The sequence below is a fragment of the Knoellia sinensis KCTC 19936 genome, from assembly GCF_000768705.1.
GTDB lineage: Bacteria > Actinomycetota > Actinomycetes > Actinomycetales > Dermatophilaceae > Knoellia > Knoellia sinensis.
Genome location: NZ_AVPJ01000003.1, coordinates 244,718 through 260,435 on the forward strand (window position 1 = coordinate 244,718; position 15,718 = coordinate 260,435).

18 protein-coding genes are annotated in these 15,718 nt (G+C 68.3%); 5 read left to right on the forward strand and 13 right to left on the reverse strand.

The genetic code is table 11. The features are described 5' to 3' along the window. Positions 1-50: 50 nt before the first annotated feature. The 3 genes from N802_RS19345 to N802_RS05905 form a co-directional block, all read right to left on the reverse strand. Positions 51-605, reverse strand: coding sequence for a DUF2568 domain-containing protein (locus N802_RS19345; RefSeq protein WP_052109473.1), 555 nt, complete (start codon positions 603-605; stop codon positions 51-53). Continuing rightward, a complete protein-coding gene (locus N802_RS05900) occupies positions 605-1,207 on the reverse strand; it encodes an NADH-quinone oxidoreductase subunit B (protein WP_035913855.1) in 603 nt (200 codons plus the stop codon). The genes N802_RS19345 and N802_RS05900 overlap by 1 nt, the downstream gene beginning before the upstream one ends. Before the next feature lie 131 nt (positions 1,208-1,338). Beyond that, on the reverse strand, positions 1,339-1,698 hold the full coding sequence (locus tag N802_RS05905) for an NADH-quinone oxidoreductase subunit A (protein WP_035913569.1): 360 nt from the start codon (positions 1,696-1,698) through the stop codon (positions 1,339-1,341). 242 nt (positions 1,699-1,940) lie between these two features. Here N802_RS05905 and N802_RS05910 point away from each other — a divergent pair, with 242 nt between their 5' ends. Genes N802_RS05910 through rarD form a run of 3 tightly spaced genes read left to right on the forward strand, consistent with a single transcriptional unit; the run spans position 1,941 to position 5,924 of the window. After that, positions 1,941-3,809 (forward strand): 2-oxoacid:acceptor oxidoreductase subunit alpha, encoded by a 1,869-nt coding sequence (locus tag N802_RS05910; protein WP_035913857.1) that lies wholly within the window; start codon positions 1,941-1,943, stop codon positions 3,807-3,809. A gap of 26 nt (positions 3,810-3,835) precedes the next feature. Beyond that, positions 3,836-4,948, forward strand: coding sequence for a 2-oxoacid:ferredoxin oxidoreductase subunit beta (locus N802_RS05915; RefSeq protein WP_035913858.1), 1,113 nt, complete (start codon positions 3,836-3,838; stop codon positions 4,946-4,948). Between the two features lie 13 nt (positions 4,949-4,961). Then, a complete protein-coding gene (gene rarD, locus N802_RS05920; RefSeq protein ID WP_035913859.1) occupies positions 4,962-5,924 on the forward strand; it encodes an EamA family transporter RarD in 963 nt (320 codons plus the stop codon). 19 nt (positions 5,925-5,943) lie between these two features. Here the strand turns inward: rarD and N802_RS05925 are convergent, their stop codons facing one another. From N802_RS05925 to N802_RS05965, 10 genes are all read right to left on the reverse strand, one after another. After that, on the reverse strand, positions 5,944-6,399 hold the full coding sequence (locus N802_RS05925; protein ID WP_035913571.1) for a hypothetical protein: 456 nt from the start codon (positions 6,397-6,399) through the stop codon (positions 5,944-5,946). Positions 6,400-6,424: 25 nt separating this feature from the next. After that, the gene (locus N802_RS05930; RefSeq protein ID WP_035913572.1) at positions 6,425-6,853 is read right to left on the reverse strand and encodes a PIN domain-containing protein; all 429 of its coding nucleotides are present in this window, start codon (positions 6,851-6,853) and stop codon (positions 6,425-6,427) included. After that, entirely contained in the window at positions 6,850-7,077 is a 228-nt protein-coding gene (locus N802_RS05935) for a FitA-like ribbon-helix-helix domain-containing protein (protein ID WP_035913574.1), read from the reverse strand. Before N802_RS05935 ends, N802_RS05930 begins: the two co-directional genes overlap by 4 nt. Positions 7,078-7,146: 69 nt before the next feature. Beyond that, complete coding sequence (locus N802_RS19860; RefSeq protein WP_084071904.1) at positions 7,147-7,389, reverse strand: DUF1272 domain-containing protein; 243 nt, start codon at positions 7,387-7,389, stop codon at positions 7,147-7,149. Positions 7,390-7,458: 69 nt separating this feature from the next. Beyond that, the gene (locus tag N802_RS05940) at positions 7,459-7,725 is read right to left on the reverse strand and encodes a hypothetical protein (RefSeq protein WP_035913575.1); all 267 of its coding nucleotides are present in this window, start codon (positions 7,723-7,725) and stop codon (positions 7,459-7,461) included. Between the two features lie 4 nt (positions 7,726-7,729). Next, positions 7,730-7,906, reverse strand: a complete 177-nt coding sequence (locus tag N802_RS20445) for a hypothetical protein (RefSeq protein ID WP_169743394.1) — start codon at positions 7,904-7,906, stop codon at positions 7,730-7,732. Between the two features lie 251 nt (positions 7,907-8,157). Next, positions 8,158-8,547, reverse strand: a complete 390-nt coding sequence (locus tag N802_RS05950; RefSeq protein ID WP_035913578.1) for a hypothetical protein — start codon at positions 8,545-8,547, stop codon at positions 8,158-8,160. Positions 8,548-8,550: 3 nt separating this feature from the next. Next, positions 8,551-9,879, reverse strand: a complete 1,329-nt coding sequence (locus N802_RS05955) for a D-arabinono-1,4-lactone oxidase (protein ID WP_035913580.1) — start codon at positions 9,877-9,879, stop codon at positions 8,551-8,553. Then, a complete protein-coding gene (locus N802_RS05960) occupies positions 9,876-11,048 on the reverse strand; it encodes an amino acid deaminase/aldolase (protein WP_211254344.1) in 1,173 nt (390 codons plus the stop codon). Before N802_RS05960 ends, N802_RS05955 begins: the two co-directional genes overlap by 4 nt. Then, a complete protein-coding gene (locus N802_RS05965; protein ID WP_035913582.1) occupies positions 11,045-12,043 on the reverse strand; it encodes a GlxA family transcriptional regulator in 999 nt (332 codons plus the stop codon). The genes N802_RS05960 and N802_RS05965 overlap by 4 nt, the downstream gene beginning before the upstream one ends. 71 nt (positions 12,044-12,114) lie before the next feature. Between N802_RS05965 and N802_RS05970 the strand changes: the two genes are divergently transcribed. Together N802_RS05970 and N802_RS05975 are read left to right on the forward strand one after the other, a co-directional pair. Next, positions 12,115-13,449 (forward strand): MFS transporter, encoded by a 1,335-nt coding sequence (locus N802_RS05970; protein ID WP_084071906.1) that lies wholly within the window; start codon positions 12,115-12,117, stop codon positions 13,447-13,449. A 120-nt stretch (positions 13,450-13,569) separates the two neighbouring features. Then, positions 13,570-15,699 (forward strand): P-loop NTPase family protein, encoded by a 2,130-nt coding sequence (locus N802_RS05975; RefSeq protein ID WP_035913583.1) that lies wholly within the window; start codon positions 13,570-13,572, stop codon positions 15,697-15,699. Positions 15,700-15,718 lie beyond the last annotated feature (19 nt).

A 15,718-nucleotide genomic window follows, 5' to 3' on the forward strand; every position in this document is an offset into this window, starting at 1 on the left:
TTCACGAGCTCGGTCGCCTTTTCGGCACCGCCCGTGCGAACCAGCCGGGGTCAGCGGCGACGGTGACGGGACCTGCGCGTCTCGCCCCGGCCCTCGGTCTCGGCCCCGGCCCGGGGTGCGGAGTCCCGTGGGGGTGCGGAGTCACGTGGGGGTACGGACTCACGCGAAGGTGCCGATTCGCGTGAGGGCGTCGCCGGCTTGCGGCGCGAGCGACTGCGTCTGGAGTCACCCTGGCGCGCCTGCTCGCGTCGTTCGCGGGCTCGCGGGTCGGTCAGCCCGTCGTCGAGCGCGACCTGCGCCAGCACGAGGACGAGGCCGGAGCCGATGAGCACGAGGCCAAAACGTTGATGGCCGAGTCCGAGGAGGCCCGCCCCGACCACGGCCACTGCGGCACCCGCGGCGAGCGCCCTCGGCACCTTGGGGATACGGCGGCGCGCCTTGGGCGCGACGAACATCCCCCAGAGGGCGGCCACGAGCACGACCGCGAGGACGCCGACGACCACCCCACCGAAGCCACCACCAACCAAGCCGGACGCCAGGAGGTAGACGCCGACCATGAAGGCGAACTCGATGACGAACGCGAGGAGGCCGAAGACGATGAGCATCAGGACGGCCTCTCGACCCGTCCGCGCGTCACCTCGCCCGCTGCCGCAGTGCGGTGTGCCGTGTAGCGGGGTGCGGAATCGGTGGGGCCGTGACCCCCGCCGAGTCGCTCGGCAATGGCGCGTCCGGTCAGGCGCTCACCCGCGATCTGCTCCTGCAGCCGGATGATCCCGTGGAGCAGCGCCTCGGGCCGCGGGGGGCAACCGGGCACGTAGACGTCGACGGGGATGAGCTGGTCGACACCCTTGGTCACGGAGTACGAATCCCAGTACGGCCCACCGGAATTGGAGCAGGCGCCGAACGAGATGACGTACTTCGGCTCGGGCATCTGGTCATAGAGGCGGCGGATCGCCGGCGCCATCTTGTCCGTCACCGTGCCGGACACGACCATGAGGTCCGCCTGGCGCGGCCCGGGCGCGAAGGGGATGACACCCAGCCGGATGAAGTCATGGCGCCCCATCGACGCGGCGATGAACTCGATCGCGCAGCAGGCCAGACCGAAGTTGAAGACCCACAGCGAGTAGCGGCGGCCCCAGTTGAGGACGACCCGGATGGGCTTGGGGGCGTGCTCGGCGACCGGTCCGACGCGCGGCATCGGCAGCATCACGGGCTGGTCTGCGGTCACGTGCTCACCTTAGGTGAGCGGCCGGCATACGGGCAGGGTGGTGTGCCCAACCGTCCAATTGGGTGAGTTCGGTACGCAACCCTCCAATGGGGAGCGTTCGCTGCGCGCCGTCAGGTCCAGCGCAGGAGGCCACGGCGGGCCGCGTGGAGCAGCCCGATGACGATGATGCCGATGAAGATCGCGATCTCGACGAGCGAGGCCATCCCCAGATTCGAGTCGCGCAGGACGTAGGCCCACGGGAAGAGATAGACGGCATCGACGGCGAAGACGACATAGAGGAAGGCGTAGGCGAGGTAGCGCACCTGGCTCTGCGCCCATCCCTCGCCGACCGGGTCGACGCCGGACTCGTAGGTCGTGAGCTTGGCGGGCGTGGCTGCCCGGGGGGCCAGGAGATGACGGGCCCCCGACGCGGCGATGACGAGCAGCAGGCCGGTCGCCAGCACTGCCGCTGCAACCACGTATCCGGTCATGGGCCGAAGCCTAATGGCGCCACGCGGGGCGAAGGGCTCCCGCCGGGTCGAGATAGTAGGAAACGCCGGTGGAGCCTGCCCGCACTCGGCGTTTCCTACCATCTCGACCTTTCTCGGGTCCGCCACGGCTCTCATCTCACCGTGGACACGTCCAAAGTGTTGCCTTACCTGAGTCGTACGATGGGTGGAACGCCGGGTATCACACATTCGGGCCCGACGGACGTCTCTCGAGTCAGGTGTTCATGTCCAGCAAGACCGTGCAGAAACTCGATCGTGTCGTCATCCGTTTCGCGGGGGACTCCGGCGACGGCATGCAACTCACCGGAGACCGGTTCACCTCGGAGACCGCAGCGATGGGCAACGACCTGTCGACGCTGCCCAACTTCCCGGCCGAGATCCGCGCACCCCAGGGCACGCTGCCCGGAGTGTCGAGCTTCCAGCTCCACTTCGCCGACCATGAGGTCCTCACGCCCGGTGACGCCCCAGACGTCCTCGTCGCGATGAACCCGGCCGCCCTCATGGCCAATCTCGCCGACGTGCCCCGCGGCGCGACGATCATCATCAACACCGACGAGTTCACCAAGCGCGCGCTGGCCAAGGTCGGCTACGCCGAGAACCCGGTCGATGACGGCACGCTCGAGTCCTTCCACGTCCACCCCGTGCCACTCACGTCGATCACCGTCGAGGCGCTCGCCGCCTTTGACGGCCTGACCCGCAAGGAGAAGGAGCGCGCCAAGAACATGTTCGCGCTCGGGCTCCTGTCGTGGATGTACACGCGGCCCACCGCCGGCACCGAGGCGTTCCTCGCCAAGAAGTTCGGCGCCCACCCCGAGATCCTCGAGGCCAACCTCACCGCCCTCAAGGCGGGCTGGAACTACGGCGAGACGACCGAGGACTTCGCGTCGAGCTACGAGATCGCCCCGGCCGTGATGCCCCCGGGCACCTATCGCAACATCACGGGCAACACGGCCCTGGCGCACGGTCTCGTCGCCGCTGCCCACCAGGCCAAGTTGCCGCTCGTGCTCGGGTCCTACCCGATCACCCCGGCCTCCGACATCCTCCACGCTCTCTCCGCACTCAAGCGCCACAACATCACGACGATGCAGGCCGAGGACGAGATCGCCGGCATCGGCATCGCTCTCGGCGCGAGCTTCGGCGGCGCCATCGGTGTGACGACGACGTCCGGTCCGGGTGTCGCGCTGAAGTCCGAGATGATCGGCCTCGCCGTCTCGCTCGAACTGCCGCTGATCATCGTCGACGTCCAGCGGGGCGGGCCCTCGACCGGCCTGCCGACCAAGACCGAGCAGTCCGACCTCCTCCAGGCGATGTTCGGCCGCAACGGTGAGTCGCCCGTCCCGATCATCGCGCCGTCGACCCCCGCCGACTGCTTCGACGCAGCCTTCGAAGCGGTCCGGATCGCGACGGCATACCGGACTCCTGTCTTCCTGCTCAGTGACGGCTACCTCGCCAACGGTTCCGAGCCATGGGCCGTGCCGGAGGTCGCCGACCTCCCCGACCTGCAGGTCGAGTTCGCGAGCGAGCCCAACGGTGTCGACGACAAGGGTGAGCCGGTCTTCCACCCGTTCCTGCGCGACCCCGAGACGCTCGCCCGCCCGTGGGCCATTCCGGGCACGCCCGGCCTCGAGCACCGCATCGGCGGCATCGAGAAGGCCGACGTCACCGGCAACATCTCCTACGATCCCGACAACCACGACAAGATGACGCGCCTGCGCGCCGCCAAGGTCGCCGGCATCGCGGGCATTCCCGACCTCGCGGTCGAGGACCCGTCGGGTGACGCGCGCGTGCTCATCCTCGGGTGGGGTTCAACCCAGGGACCGATCGCCGCTGCTGTCAGGGCTGTTCGCAACGCCGGCCACTCCGTCGCCAGCGCGCACCTGCGCAACCTCAACCCCTTCCCCGCCAACCTCGGCGAGGTCCTGCGGTCCTACGACCGCGTCGTCGTCCCCGAGATGAACCTTGGCCAGCTGTCGATGCTGCTGCGCGCCGAGTTCCTCGTCGACGTCCGCCCCCACACCTCCGTGCGAGGCCTGCCGTTCTCCACGGTCGATCTCGCCGACGTCATCCTCACCCACCTCGAGGAGCTCAAGTGACCGCCATCGACAACAGCCGCGACGCCCTGAACGCGACGGCTGGTGGAGTCGCCGCGAGCAACGGCGCACCGACGCGCCCGAGCGGACTGGCCGGCATACCTCTGCTTGCTCCGGACGCGGCGAAGCAGACCAAGAAGGAGTTCACCTCCGACCAGGAGGTGCGCTGGTGCCCGGGCTGCGGGGACTACGCGATCCTCGCGGCGGTGCAGTCGTTCCTGCCCGAGCTGGGACTCAAGCGCGAGAACATCACGTTCGTCTCCGGCATTGGTTGCTCGAGCCGCTTCCCCTACTACCTCGACACCTATGGCATGCACTCGATCCACGGGCGTGCACCGTCGATCGCGACCGGCCTCGCCACGTCGCGGCCGGACCAGAACGTGTGGGTCGTGACGGGTGACGGTGACGCGCTGTCGATCGGTGGCAACCACCTCATCCACGCGCTGCGCCGCAACGTCAACATGACGATCCTGCTGTTCAACAACGAGATCTACGGCCTGACCAAGGGTCAGTACTCCCCCACCTCGCGCGTCGGCCAGGTGACGAAGTCGACGCCGATGGGGTCGGTCGACCAGCCGTTCAACCCGGTGTCGTTGGCGCTCGGTGCGGAGGCGACCTTCGTCGCGCGCACCACGGACACTGATCGCAAGCACCTCACGGGCATCCTGCAGGCCGCCGCAGAGCACCGGGGGACCTCGCTCGTCGAGATCTATCAGAACTGCCCGATCTTCAACGACGGCGCGTTCGACCTCATCAAGGACCGCACTCAGCAGGAGGCGCGGCTCGTGCACCTCCTCGACGGCGAGCCGGTGCAGGTCGGCCCAGAGGACGACCGCAAGACCTTGGTCCGTATGCCGGGTGGTGGCCTCGAGTTCGTCCCTGCGGCTTCCGCAGAGGGCGCGGATGTCGTCGTGCACGACGCGGGTGCCGACGACCCGAGTCAGGCGTTCGCGTTGTCACGGCTCGACTCCCCCGAGATGACGCACGTGCCGATGGGCATCTTCCGATCGGTGTCGCGTCCGACCTATGACGACGGGGTGCGCGCGCAGGTCGAGGCTGCGGTCACCACTGCTGGCGGTCCGGCGACGGACGACGACCTGGCCGCGCTGCTCCGTGGGCGTGACACCTGGACGGTGGCGTGACGTTGGCGTCGAGATGACGCCATTGGACGGCGACCACGAAGTCAGGCGCGGGACTGCCTTTGGCTTTGCGGCCTATGGCATCTGGGGCCTGTTCCCGCTCTATTTCCACGCCCTCAAGCCGTCGGGTGCGTTCGAGATCCTCGCGCACCGGATCCTGTGGACGCTGGCGTTCTGTGCCCTGGTCCTCATGGTGCGCCGGGACTGGGCGTGGCTGCGGACTGTGGTGGCTCGCCCGCGGCTGCTCGGCGGGCTGACGCTCGCAGCGCTGCTCATCGCGGTCAACTGGGTCATCTATGTGTTGGCCGTCATCACGGGGCGGACGTATGCCGCTGCGCTGGGCTACTTCCTGAACCCCATCGTGACGGTGGGGCTCGGGGTGGTGGTGCTGCGCGAGCGGCTGCGACCGCTTCAGTGGGCTGCGGTGGCGGTCGCTGCTGTCGCGGCCGTGTATCTCACCGTTGCCGGCGGCGAGTTCCCGTGGATCGCACTGTCGTTGGCGTTCTCGTTCGCGTTCTACGGGTTGGTCAAGAAGAAGGTCGGCGCGACGCTCGACGCGATGCACTCGCTGACTGTCGAGACGCTGGTGCTCGCACCCGTGGCCGTCGGGGTGCTGGTGTGGTTGGGCTCGCAGGGCTCCCTCACCTTCGGCGGCGAGGGCCCGTGGCACACGGGACTGCTCGTGGCCGCTGGCGTGGTGACGGCGATCCCGTTGCTGTTCTTTGCTGCAGCCGCCCGGCGGGTCCCGCTGGTGACGATCGGTCTCATCCAGTTCATCACGCCGATGCTGCAGCTGGTCATCGGAGTCGTGCTGCTCAGGGAAAACGTGTCGGGCGCCCTGTGGGTCGGGTTCGGGATCGTCTGGGTGGCGTTGGTGCTGCTGTCCATCGACTCACTCCGCCAGGCTCACCGGACACGCCGCGCCCGCCGCGTGGCCGAGCGTGACCCCGCCTTCGCCACGACCGAGCCCTGCCCCTGATGTCAGGCCGTGGCAGCGATCAGACGGTTCCGGTGACGTAGAAGACCCGGCACTGGCCGCTCGCGGTTTCGGTCACCGCCAGCTCGCGGTAGCGAGAGTCATCGGACAACTCCTGGCTGAGGAAGGGCGTGTCACCGTCGACCGCCCAGTCGCGCTCGCCTGCCAGCCCCCACATCAGGGCGGCCGGCGACAGTTCCGTAGAACCGAGCTTTTCCGTCACGCCTGCAGACCTGAGGAAATCCGGAATGTCCTGACACCCCGTGACAAAGGTCAGGTCGAGGGAGACCTCACGGTTGGCGTCAGCCGAGTACCGAACGTCTGACGCGTCGGCCGGGAGGGCAACGTGATTCAGCCGTAGCGCCTCGTCGAGGGTGATGCCGGTTTGGGAGTCGGGGTACGCCCGTGGATCCGCCGCCCCCGGGACCCCGCACGACACGAGGAGACCCACCAACGCCATCAGGAGCATCGAGGTCATCAGTGTCGAACCCTTGAACCAGCGTTCAGTCACGAGCGGCCTTGGTTCGCCATGGGTCGAGGCAGGCGACGCCCAGCGGTGTGAAGTGCTTGACGTTGCGGGTCACGACAGTCATCTCGGCTGCCTCAGCGATCGCGGCGATGAGCGCGTCGTCGAAGGGTGCGTGTTCGGGAACCCGGTAGGCGGCGAGGAGCCGCGCAGCCGCTAGGTCGAACGACAGCACGCGGTCGGCGAACGCCGGCAGGACGTTGCCCTCGAACCAACGGCGCAGCACCGCCCCCTGCACCGCGTCGGACCGCTCCTTCGCGACGACTCCTCGTTCGATCTCGGCGATGGTCGTCGCGGCGACGAACTGGTCCGCGATCGGCACAGACACCGCCCAGGCCTCGACGGCCGGGTGCCTCCCGCGGATACGTAGGGCTGACACCACGTTGGTGTCGAGGACATAACTCACAGGTCAGCGCTGCGCGCGTTGAGCCCCAGTCGCTCAGGCTCGAACTCGATCTCCACACCCAGGTCGGTGCTCAGGAGATCCACGATCGTCGGCTCGTCACCCTCAAGGGCGCGGGCCAGCAGTTCGCGAGCTTCGGCCTCCACCGAGCGGTGGTGCCGCTTGGCGCGCGCCTTGATTGCCGCCTTGGTCCCGGCGGGCAGATTGCGGATGAGGATCTGTTCCACGACAACCCCTCCTCCTGATATCAGGACAATGATATCAAGAGGCATTGATTCTGTCCCTGGCCCTCCGCGCTACGTGCGGTGCAGACCCTTCTGGACCACTCGTGTGGTCGATGCCGGGGACGCCGCAAGTTTGTCAACCGGCCGGACAGGCCTGGGCTGAAGGTCGCCCCCGCAGTTCGGGCACCCACCACCCAAGCACGAGTCGACGCAGGAAGTGCACCACGTGCACTCGAAGGTGCAGATCATCGCGTCCGGTGACTCCGGCGCAAGGTCGACATCACAGCACTCGCAGTTCGGACGAATCTCCAGCACGGCGTCAAGGTATCGGCCGGCCCCGCGTGCTTCGCGACGGCGTGGCTCACCGAGGAACCGCTGACAGGATCACGATGCTGCGTAGCGCTGGCGCACAGCCTCACCGCTCGTGCCGATGGCCTCACCGAGTTCACGCCATGAGACGTGAGCTGCGCGCGCTTGCTGAATGGCTTCGGCCAACTCCTTCTCGGCGGCTGCCCGCCGGAACGCGGCGAGCTTGACTGCCATGAGCGGCGAAAGCGGCGCGTCAAGGTCTCCCGCTTTGGGTTGGTAGTTCTCGAAGACATCCGCCAGCTGGTCAGCGTGCTCGATGAGATCCTTCAGCGAACGTCGCATGGGATCACCTCAGGTACTTGGTTCGGGCAGGGCGCAGGGCGTGCACGACGGCGAGTTCTCCACCCCACCAGGCGACGACACCGACCTCAACGGGCGCTCCGGTCGCGTCCGGCCCGATGAACATCACCAGGTCGTCGGACTGACTCACGTGGTGGGTGGCGAATCGGAGCGCGTGGAGCATGTCGGCCTCCGAAGCTCCGTGACGATGGGCTGATTCCAAGATGATGGGCTCGTCGTTGACCACGCCCACTCACCTTCTTTCGCAAAGTTACTTGCGACAAGATTCCTTGTCAACGGCACGCCGACACGACGTCAAGCGGCCCGTCGTTGCTCACGAACGGAGGACGCCTATCCCATCGCAGAGCACCGACAGAAGGTGGCCACGCCGCCCTCTCGCTCCGGCGCAACGACCTCAGTCACATCACGCGCGCGTCACTCGACGTCACTCCGGGTGAACGTGACCGAGTCGTCGCCACCTCCGACGAGATCCCAATCCGGTCCCGATCGCCTCAGCTGCATGAGGAACCCCGCCCCGTCGAGGTCCGGGGAATCCGCAGAGTCGAGCGTGAAGAACAGGCCCTCGTCACCGACGCGCTCCCAGGTTCCACGGCCGTCCAACTCGGACGCGTCTCCGGCCCCAACCAGGCCCCTGGGGAAGTCAACGATCTCGAACGAGCCACTCTCCACGATCGTCACCGATGCTCGGTCGTTCGACTGCCACACACCCGGGAGGTCCGCATCGTTTGGCGTTCCCGAGCAGCCAACCAGCACGAGCAGAAGTCCGACGCCCATGATGCGGAGAGCCGCCGCGAGAAGACCCATGGTTCAGGCGCCCAGCACGTGGGTGAGGTGGTCGTTGGCGAAGCGGCGGTCGGGGTCGACCCGGTCCCGGACTCGCAGCACGTCCCCGAACCTCGGATACAGCCGCGCGAAGTCCTCCGCGCCCAACGTGTGCAGCTTCCCCCAGTGCGGCCGCCCATCGTGCTCGCGCACGATCGACTCGAACGCCGCAAAGATCCCTCCGTCGTCCATCCGGTGGTACTGCTGCACCGCGACATAGGCACTTTCCCGCTCGTATGCCGTCGACAGCCACACGTCGTCGGCTCCGAGTGAGCGGATCTCGGCCGGGAACGGGTAGGCCGTGCCGTGCTTGTCGATCCACGCGCGCAGCTCGCCGATGACGGCGGGCAGGGAGGCGAGCGGGACGGCATACTCGCTCTCCTTGAAGCGAACCTTCCGCGAACTGCAGAAGACCTTCCACGAGACGTCCGTGTGGTCCTTGTTGCCGATCGCCCGGCCGCTGATCTCGTTGATGACGGGGGCCAGACGGGGTGCCGCGGCAGCAAGACGATTGACCGCCTCCAACGTCCTGTTGCCGAGGAGTTCGTCGTCAAGCCACGCCTGCCAGCGTGGTTGCGACTCCCCTGCGTCAGACGAATCGACCCGCGAATTCCGCTTCAGGAGAACGCGATCCGAGTGCTTGAACCACAGGACGTCAACATGGTCGTGTTCAGCGACCATCTGCTCATAGTTGGCGAGGACGTCCGACAACCGCGCCTGCGTCTCCAGCGCACGCAGCCGGAACGCCGGCACGCACTGCAGTTCCACCTCGGTCACGACGCCGAACGCTCCCAGCCCCACCCGTGCCGCTTCGAACAGCTCGACATCGTGCGCATCATCAACGGACACAACCGATCCATCAGCCAACACGAGAGTCAGCCCCACCACGGCCGAGGCGATGCCCTGATGCCGCACCCCCGTCCCGTGCGTCCCTGTCGCGATGGCACCCGCGATCGTCTGGCGGTCGATGTCACCGAGATTGGGCAGGGCCAACCCCAGCCCCTCGAGGATGGGGTTGAGCACGTGCAGCGGGGTGCCGCCGGCGACTCGAACCCGACCGAGCGCTCGGTCGACGTCGAGGATGCCGCTGAGGTGAGTCAGCCGCACATGCGTCCCGTCGGTGGCGCACAACGGCGTGAACGAGTGCCCCGACCCCACGACCCTGACCTTCTCGCCGCGCGCAGCCGCGCTCACCACAACGTCGGCCACCTCGTCCGAGCAGCGCGGCTCCACTACGCGCGCCGGCGACGCCGAAGCAGTGCCGGCCCAGTTGGTCCACGTCGGCGTCCGTTCGCGCCCCGTCGTGGTCGTCATCCGAAGTTCTGCCCTTCTCCGCGATAGCTCGGGACGGTCTCGACGAGACGGCCCTGCTGGACGAGGTGCACGTGGTCGAACCGCTCGAGCAACTCCCCAGCCTTGGCGCCGCGCATCCACACACGGTCGCCGAGGCGCAGCCGATCCGCGGCTCTGCCCCGCAGGGGAGTCTGCACCTCGCCGGCCCCTTCCGTACGCAGCAGTGACAGGGCTCGCCCGATCGGGCTGGGAAGCCGGGACCACCCCGGCTCGCCGCTCGCGACATAACCGCCGCCGTATGCCGTGACGATCCCCTTCCCGGGCCGCCTCACCACCGGGAGCGCAAAGACCATTGCCGGCCGTGGCGTGAAGTCGTCGTAGGCGTCGAAGAGCGCCGGGCCGTAGAGGCCCGAGCCCGCAGCGAACTCCGTCAGGGTGTCGGCCGCAGCGAGACGGGAGAGGCTGCCAGTGCCGCCGCCGTTGACGAACTCGAGGTCTGTGAGCGCGCGGACCGCCTCGACCAAGGGCGCCCGTCGCTCGGCGAGATCGCTCAGGGACCTCTTCTTGAGGGCCGCGAGATGAGGGCCCCGATCGGGCAGCCCGGCGACCTGGGCGTCATAGAACATGACGCCCACGACGCGCAGTCCGACGTCCAGAGCCGCCCGCGTCACGGCGAGCGCGTCGGCGGGCGTCCGCAGGGGCGACCGCCGCACCCCGAGGTGCAACCGCCCCACCCGCAGCGAGCTGTCGACGTCGAGCGCGACACGCACCCCACTCCGGACGCCCACGACATCGGCCAGGAAGCGCACCTGCTCGACACTGTCGATCGTCAACGTGATCTCGTCACGCAGCTGCTCGTCCTCGGCGACGACGCGGATCCACTCGACGTCCACGCTCGGGTAGGCCACGAAGACGTCCGTGAAGCCCTGGCGAGCGAGCCACACGGCCTCGGGGACGGCATACGCCATGATCCCGGCGAAGCCGGGTCGGTCGAGGACTCGACGCAGCAGCGAGCGGCAGCGCACCGACTTGCTCGCGACCCGAATCGGTCGGCCTGCCGCCCGCCGCACGAGGTCATCGGCGTTGACGTCGAACGCGTCAAGATCGACGGTCACCAGGGGCGCCGGCAACCCGGCGGTCGCGGTCTCGAGCGCGTCGATGTCGACGAACGGTTCGGGTCTGCGACTCATGCGCTCCTGCTCTCGCGGCCGCGGAAGGTGCGGCGATAGGCGTGCGGTGACACCCCCAGCGTCGCAGCAGTGTGCTTGCGAAGTGACGCCCCGGTCCCGAATCCGGCCCGTGTCGCAATGACATCGACGGTGAGATCGGTTGTCTCGAGCAGGTGCTGGGCGTGACGCACGCGTTGCTGCGTCACCCACGAAGCGGGCGTCAGGCCGGTCTCGTCGCGGAAGCGACGGGCGAACGTTCGCTCCGACATCCGAGCCCGCCTGGCCAGCACGGGGACCGAGAGGTCCTTGTCCAAGTGGCCCAGGGCCCACGCCCGGACCGTGGAGGTCGAGGCGTCGTCCACCACCGGGACCGGTCGTTCGATGAACTGTGCCTGCCCACCGTCACGCCACGGCGGGACGACGCAGTAGCGCGCCACGTCGTTGGCCACGACCGCCCCGTGGTCCCGCCGGAGCAGGTGCAGGCAGAGGTCGACGCCAGCGGACAACCCCGCCGACGTGAGCACATCGCCGTCGTCCGTGAAGAGGACGTCCTCATCGAGGTCGACCTGCGGATAGAGCGAGCGGAACGTCTCGGTGTGCTGCCAGTGAGTCGTTGCGCGACGGCCGTCGAGGAACCCGGCGGCAGCCAACACATAGGCACCGGTGCAGATCGACACAATGCGCGCGTCCTTGCGGCTGCGCCCCAGAGCGATCGCCAGTTCATCCGACACGACCCCGTCGAAGCGCGGACCGGGCACGCGAGTGCCCGGCACGATCACCGTGTCGGCCTCCGCAAGAAGAGCCGAATCACCGTGTGGCACAACGGCATACCCCGTCGTTGTTTGAACGGGACCACCGTCGAGGGACGCCATTCGCACGTCATAGAGGTGACGCCCCTCGGAGTCCTGGGCAGAGCCGAGGACGGCACTCGGAATCGTCGCGTCGTATCCCACGAGCGGTTCGAGGAGCAGGACGACGACACGATGCGGTCGGGGCTTTCGGCGAGAGGAGGACATGGCGGAATCTTTGCACATTGTGGCATTTCTGCCACTAGCCCACTCGGGTCATCGCACGCGAAGATCTCAGGGTGACCGACGACCTCACCGCGACCCGCGACACCTTCATCGGCGATCCTCCCCGCCGACCCATCCATCGTGCGTGGATCGTCGCTGCCGTGACCTTGGGGGCTCTCGTTGCAGCGGCGGCGTTCCGCTCCTCGACCGGCGTGCTTCTCGAGCCGGTGGAGCAGGAGTTCGGCTGGTCCCGCGCGACGACGTCCGGCGCCGTGAGCCTCAACCTCGTGCTCTACGGCCTGACGGCTCCGTTCGCCGCAGCCCTCATGGAGCGTTGGGGCGTGCGCCGGATCGTCACCATCGCCCTGATCGCAGTGGGCCTCGCGAGCGCCGCCACGATGTTCATGACCTCGGCGTGGCAACTGTGGCTGCTGTGGGGCTTCGTCATCGGCATCGGGACCGGCTCGATGGCGCTCGTCTTCGGTGCGATCGTCGCGAACCGGTGGTTCGTCTCGCACCGCGGCCTGGTGATGGGCGTCTTCGCTGCCGCAAACGCCACCGGCCAGCTGATCTTCCTCCCCGCCATCGCCTGGGCAGCGACCCAGCACGGGTGGCGCTCCGCGGCACTCATCGTGGCCGCGCTGGCGCTGCTGATCGCCGTCCTCACGGGGCTGTTCCTCGTCGACCGCCCGGCGGACCGCGGTTTGCTGCCCTTCGGGGCAGCCGAGGGGTATGCCGTGGAGTCGACTTCCGTCACCCGCGATGGTGACGCTCCCACCCAGTCCCCCGCCCGATTGCCCGTGTCGGTGCTGGCGCGGGTGTCGAGGACTTGGACGTTCTGGGCGCTGATGCTGACCTTCTGGGTGTGCGGATGGTCGACGAACGGCCTCATGCAGACCCACTTCATCCCGGCCGCGCACGACCACGGGATGGGGACCCAGACTGCTGCCGGCCTGCTCGCCCTCGTCGGGATCTTCGACATCGCCGGGACCATCGCGTCAGGCTGGCTCACCGACCGGGTCGATTCCCGGATCCTGCTCGCGATCTACTACGGCGGGCGCGGGCTGTCGCTGCTGGCGATCGACGCCGTCCTCGGGCCGAATGTCCAGCCGGGCCTGTGGGTGTTCATCGTCTTCTATGGCCTGGACTGGGTGGCGACCGTGCCGCCGACGGTGGCGTTGTGTCGACAGCACTTCGGTATCGAGGACTCGGGCATCGTCTTCGGCTGGGTCTTCGCGGCGCACATGGTTGGTGCCGGCGTCGGGGCGTCGATCGCCGGCTGGGTGCGGACGGAGTCGGGCAGCTACAGCTCGGCGTGGCTGCTGGCGGCGGTGCTGTGCTTCGCGAGCGTCGTCATCGCCCTCTCCATCCCCAAGCGCGCCAAGGTCCTCTCCCCACAGACCCACTGATTGCCCACCGCTGCAGCCTTGGCCGTGCGCACCGGGGCAATCAGTCGGGGTGACCCGAGAGCCGGATTCGGACCTGACCAAACGGCATACCGGCTCTGTGCTCGGTGGGACGATGGGTGGATGAGGCCGACCGTGGCCGATCGGCTTCGCGCAGGCGGTAGCCGTGTCATCGGACGGGACGACGAGATTCGCCTCGCCCGGGAGTTTCTTCGCGCTGACGGCACCGCGAGCGCCCTCCACGTCCACGGTCCGGGGGGCGTGGGCAAGACGTGCTTCCTCCGCGAGGTGGAGCGTGTGGCCTACGAGGCCGACCGACCAACGGTCTGGCTCGACTGCGCGGATCTCGACGGCGGGCAGGACGGGCTGCTCGACGCCCTCGGCACCGACGACCCGACGACGCTGCGGGACACCCTCCCCACCGGTTCCGTCGTCTTCATCGACCGCTTCGAGGTCGTGCGCACGCTTGAGCCCTGGTTCTGGAGCGACGTCGTGCCTTCCCTGCCGACGGACACCCGCGTCATCATCGCCTCGCGACACCGTCCCCGTGAGATCGACGTTCGGCTGCGGGTCGCCGGTGTCGTCGACGTCCTTCCCCTGCGCAACCTTGACCGGATGGCTGCCGCCGATCTCCTGCACTCTCGCGGGGTGCCGGGCTTTGTCGACGTCGAACCCATCGTCACTTCGACGTACGGGCATCCGCTGGCCCTCGTCATCGCGGCCGACGCCTACGTGAGCGCCCTGCATGACGGCGATGGCACCCCGACCCCACCCGACGCGGATCCGTCGGGGACGATCCCAGAACTCACCCTTCCCACCGGTGACGCGGCTGATGTCCACCTCGACCCAGCCGGCCAGCTGCTCCGGGCCTTCGTCGACGACGTGGAGGACCCTCTCCACCGGCACGCCCTCAACGCGGCCGCCCACGCCCGGCGCGTCGACCGGAGCCTGCTTCGCCGGGTGCTCCAGGTCGACTCGGTCACGGCCGACGACGTGTTGCAGTGGTTGCGTGATCGCCCCTACGCGGAGCTCCACCCCGACGGGCTCGCCCTGCACGACATCGTCAGGGACGCCCTCGACTTTGACCTCCGATGGCGCGACCCGGAGGCCTATCGCAGTCTCCATGCCGCATTGCGCAAGGCCATCGGGAGTCGGTTCCAGCACGGTGACGACGTGATGCGGCAACGCGCAGCGACCGACCTCGTCTACCTCAGCCGTCCTCATCCCGCAGCCCGACTGGCCATGGACTTCTCGTCGCTCGGTCACTCCAGCATGCGTCCGGTGCGCCCTGACGAACACGACGCCGTGCTCGCGATGGTCACCGCCGTCGAAGGACCGGCCCGTGCCGCCGGACGCCGCGCGTGGCTCGCGGCGCAGCCGGGGAGCCACTTCGCCATCGACGACGACGAGGGCACCCTCATCGGCTGCGCCGCGTTGATCCGCCTCGACCTCGCATCCGAGTCCGAGCGACAGGCCGACCCTGTGACCGCGGCCGCGTGGTCCACCATCAAGGCGTTGCGGCCGCCGGAGCCGGGCGAGCGGGTCCTCTACGAGATCGCCGTGAGTGCCGACCGGAGCCACCAGGGCACGGTCATCGACGTCATGTCCATCGAGTCCCTCAAGGAGTGGAGCACGCCGGGCCTGGGTTGGGTGGTCACCGCCACGACCCGGATCGACGAATGGAGCACGGTCCTCGCGTTCGTGGGGATGTCCGAGATCGCCACGCAACCCCTTGCCGACGGTCGGACCGCGAGCATCTGGGCACGCGACTTCGGCCGGAGCCCGTTTGCGGTCTGGAGCGCCGAGATGGCGATCCGGGAGACCGACGAGTCCGGTGCTGTCGGCCCGTTTGCCGCCCCCATCGCGTGGTCACGTTCCGACTTCGACACCCACGTGCGCCAAGCATTGCGTGACCTCGACACCCCACATTCGCTGGTCAGCAACCCCCTGACCCATTCCTCACTCGTACCCCGCGAGACCGCCGATCCCGACCGCCCGGCGGCTCTGCGCGAGGCGATCATCGACGCGGTTGCGGTGGTCGAGGACGACCCCGCGACAGAGCGTGCTGCGCGCGCAGTGGACCGGACCTTCGTGCGCCGCGCACCCACCCATGAGGCCGCTGCTGAAGTTCTCGGTATGCCGTTCAGCACGTATCGCCGTCACCTCACCAAGGGCATCGATCGGGTCATTGAGGTCCTGTGGGGGTGGGAGATCCACGGCGACCGCCAGGTCACGCGAGCCCGGGTGGAGTGAGCACAGGTCGTGGAGCGCA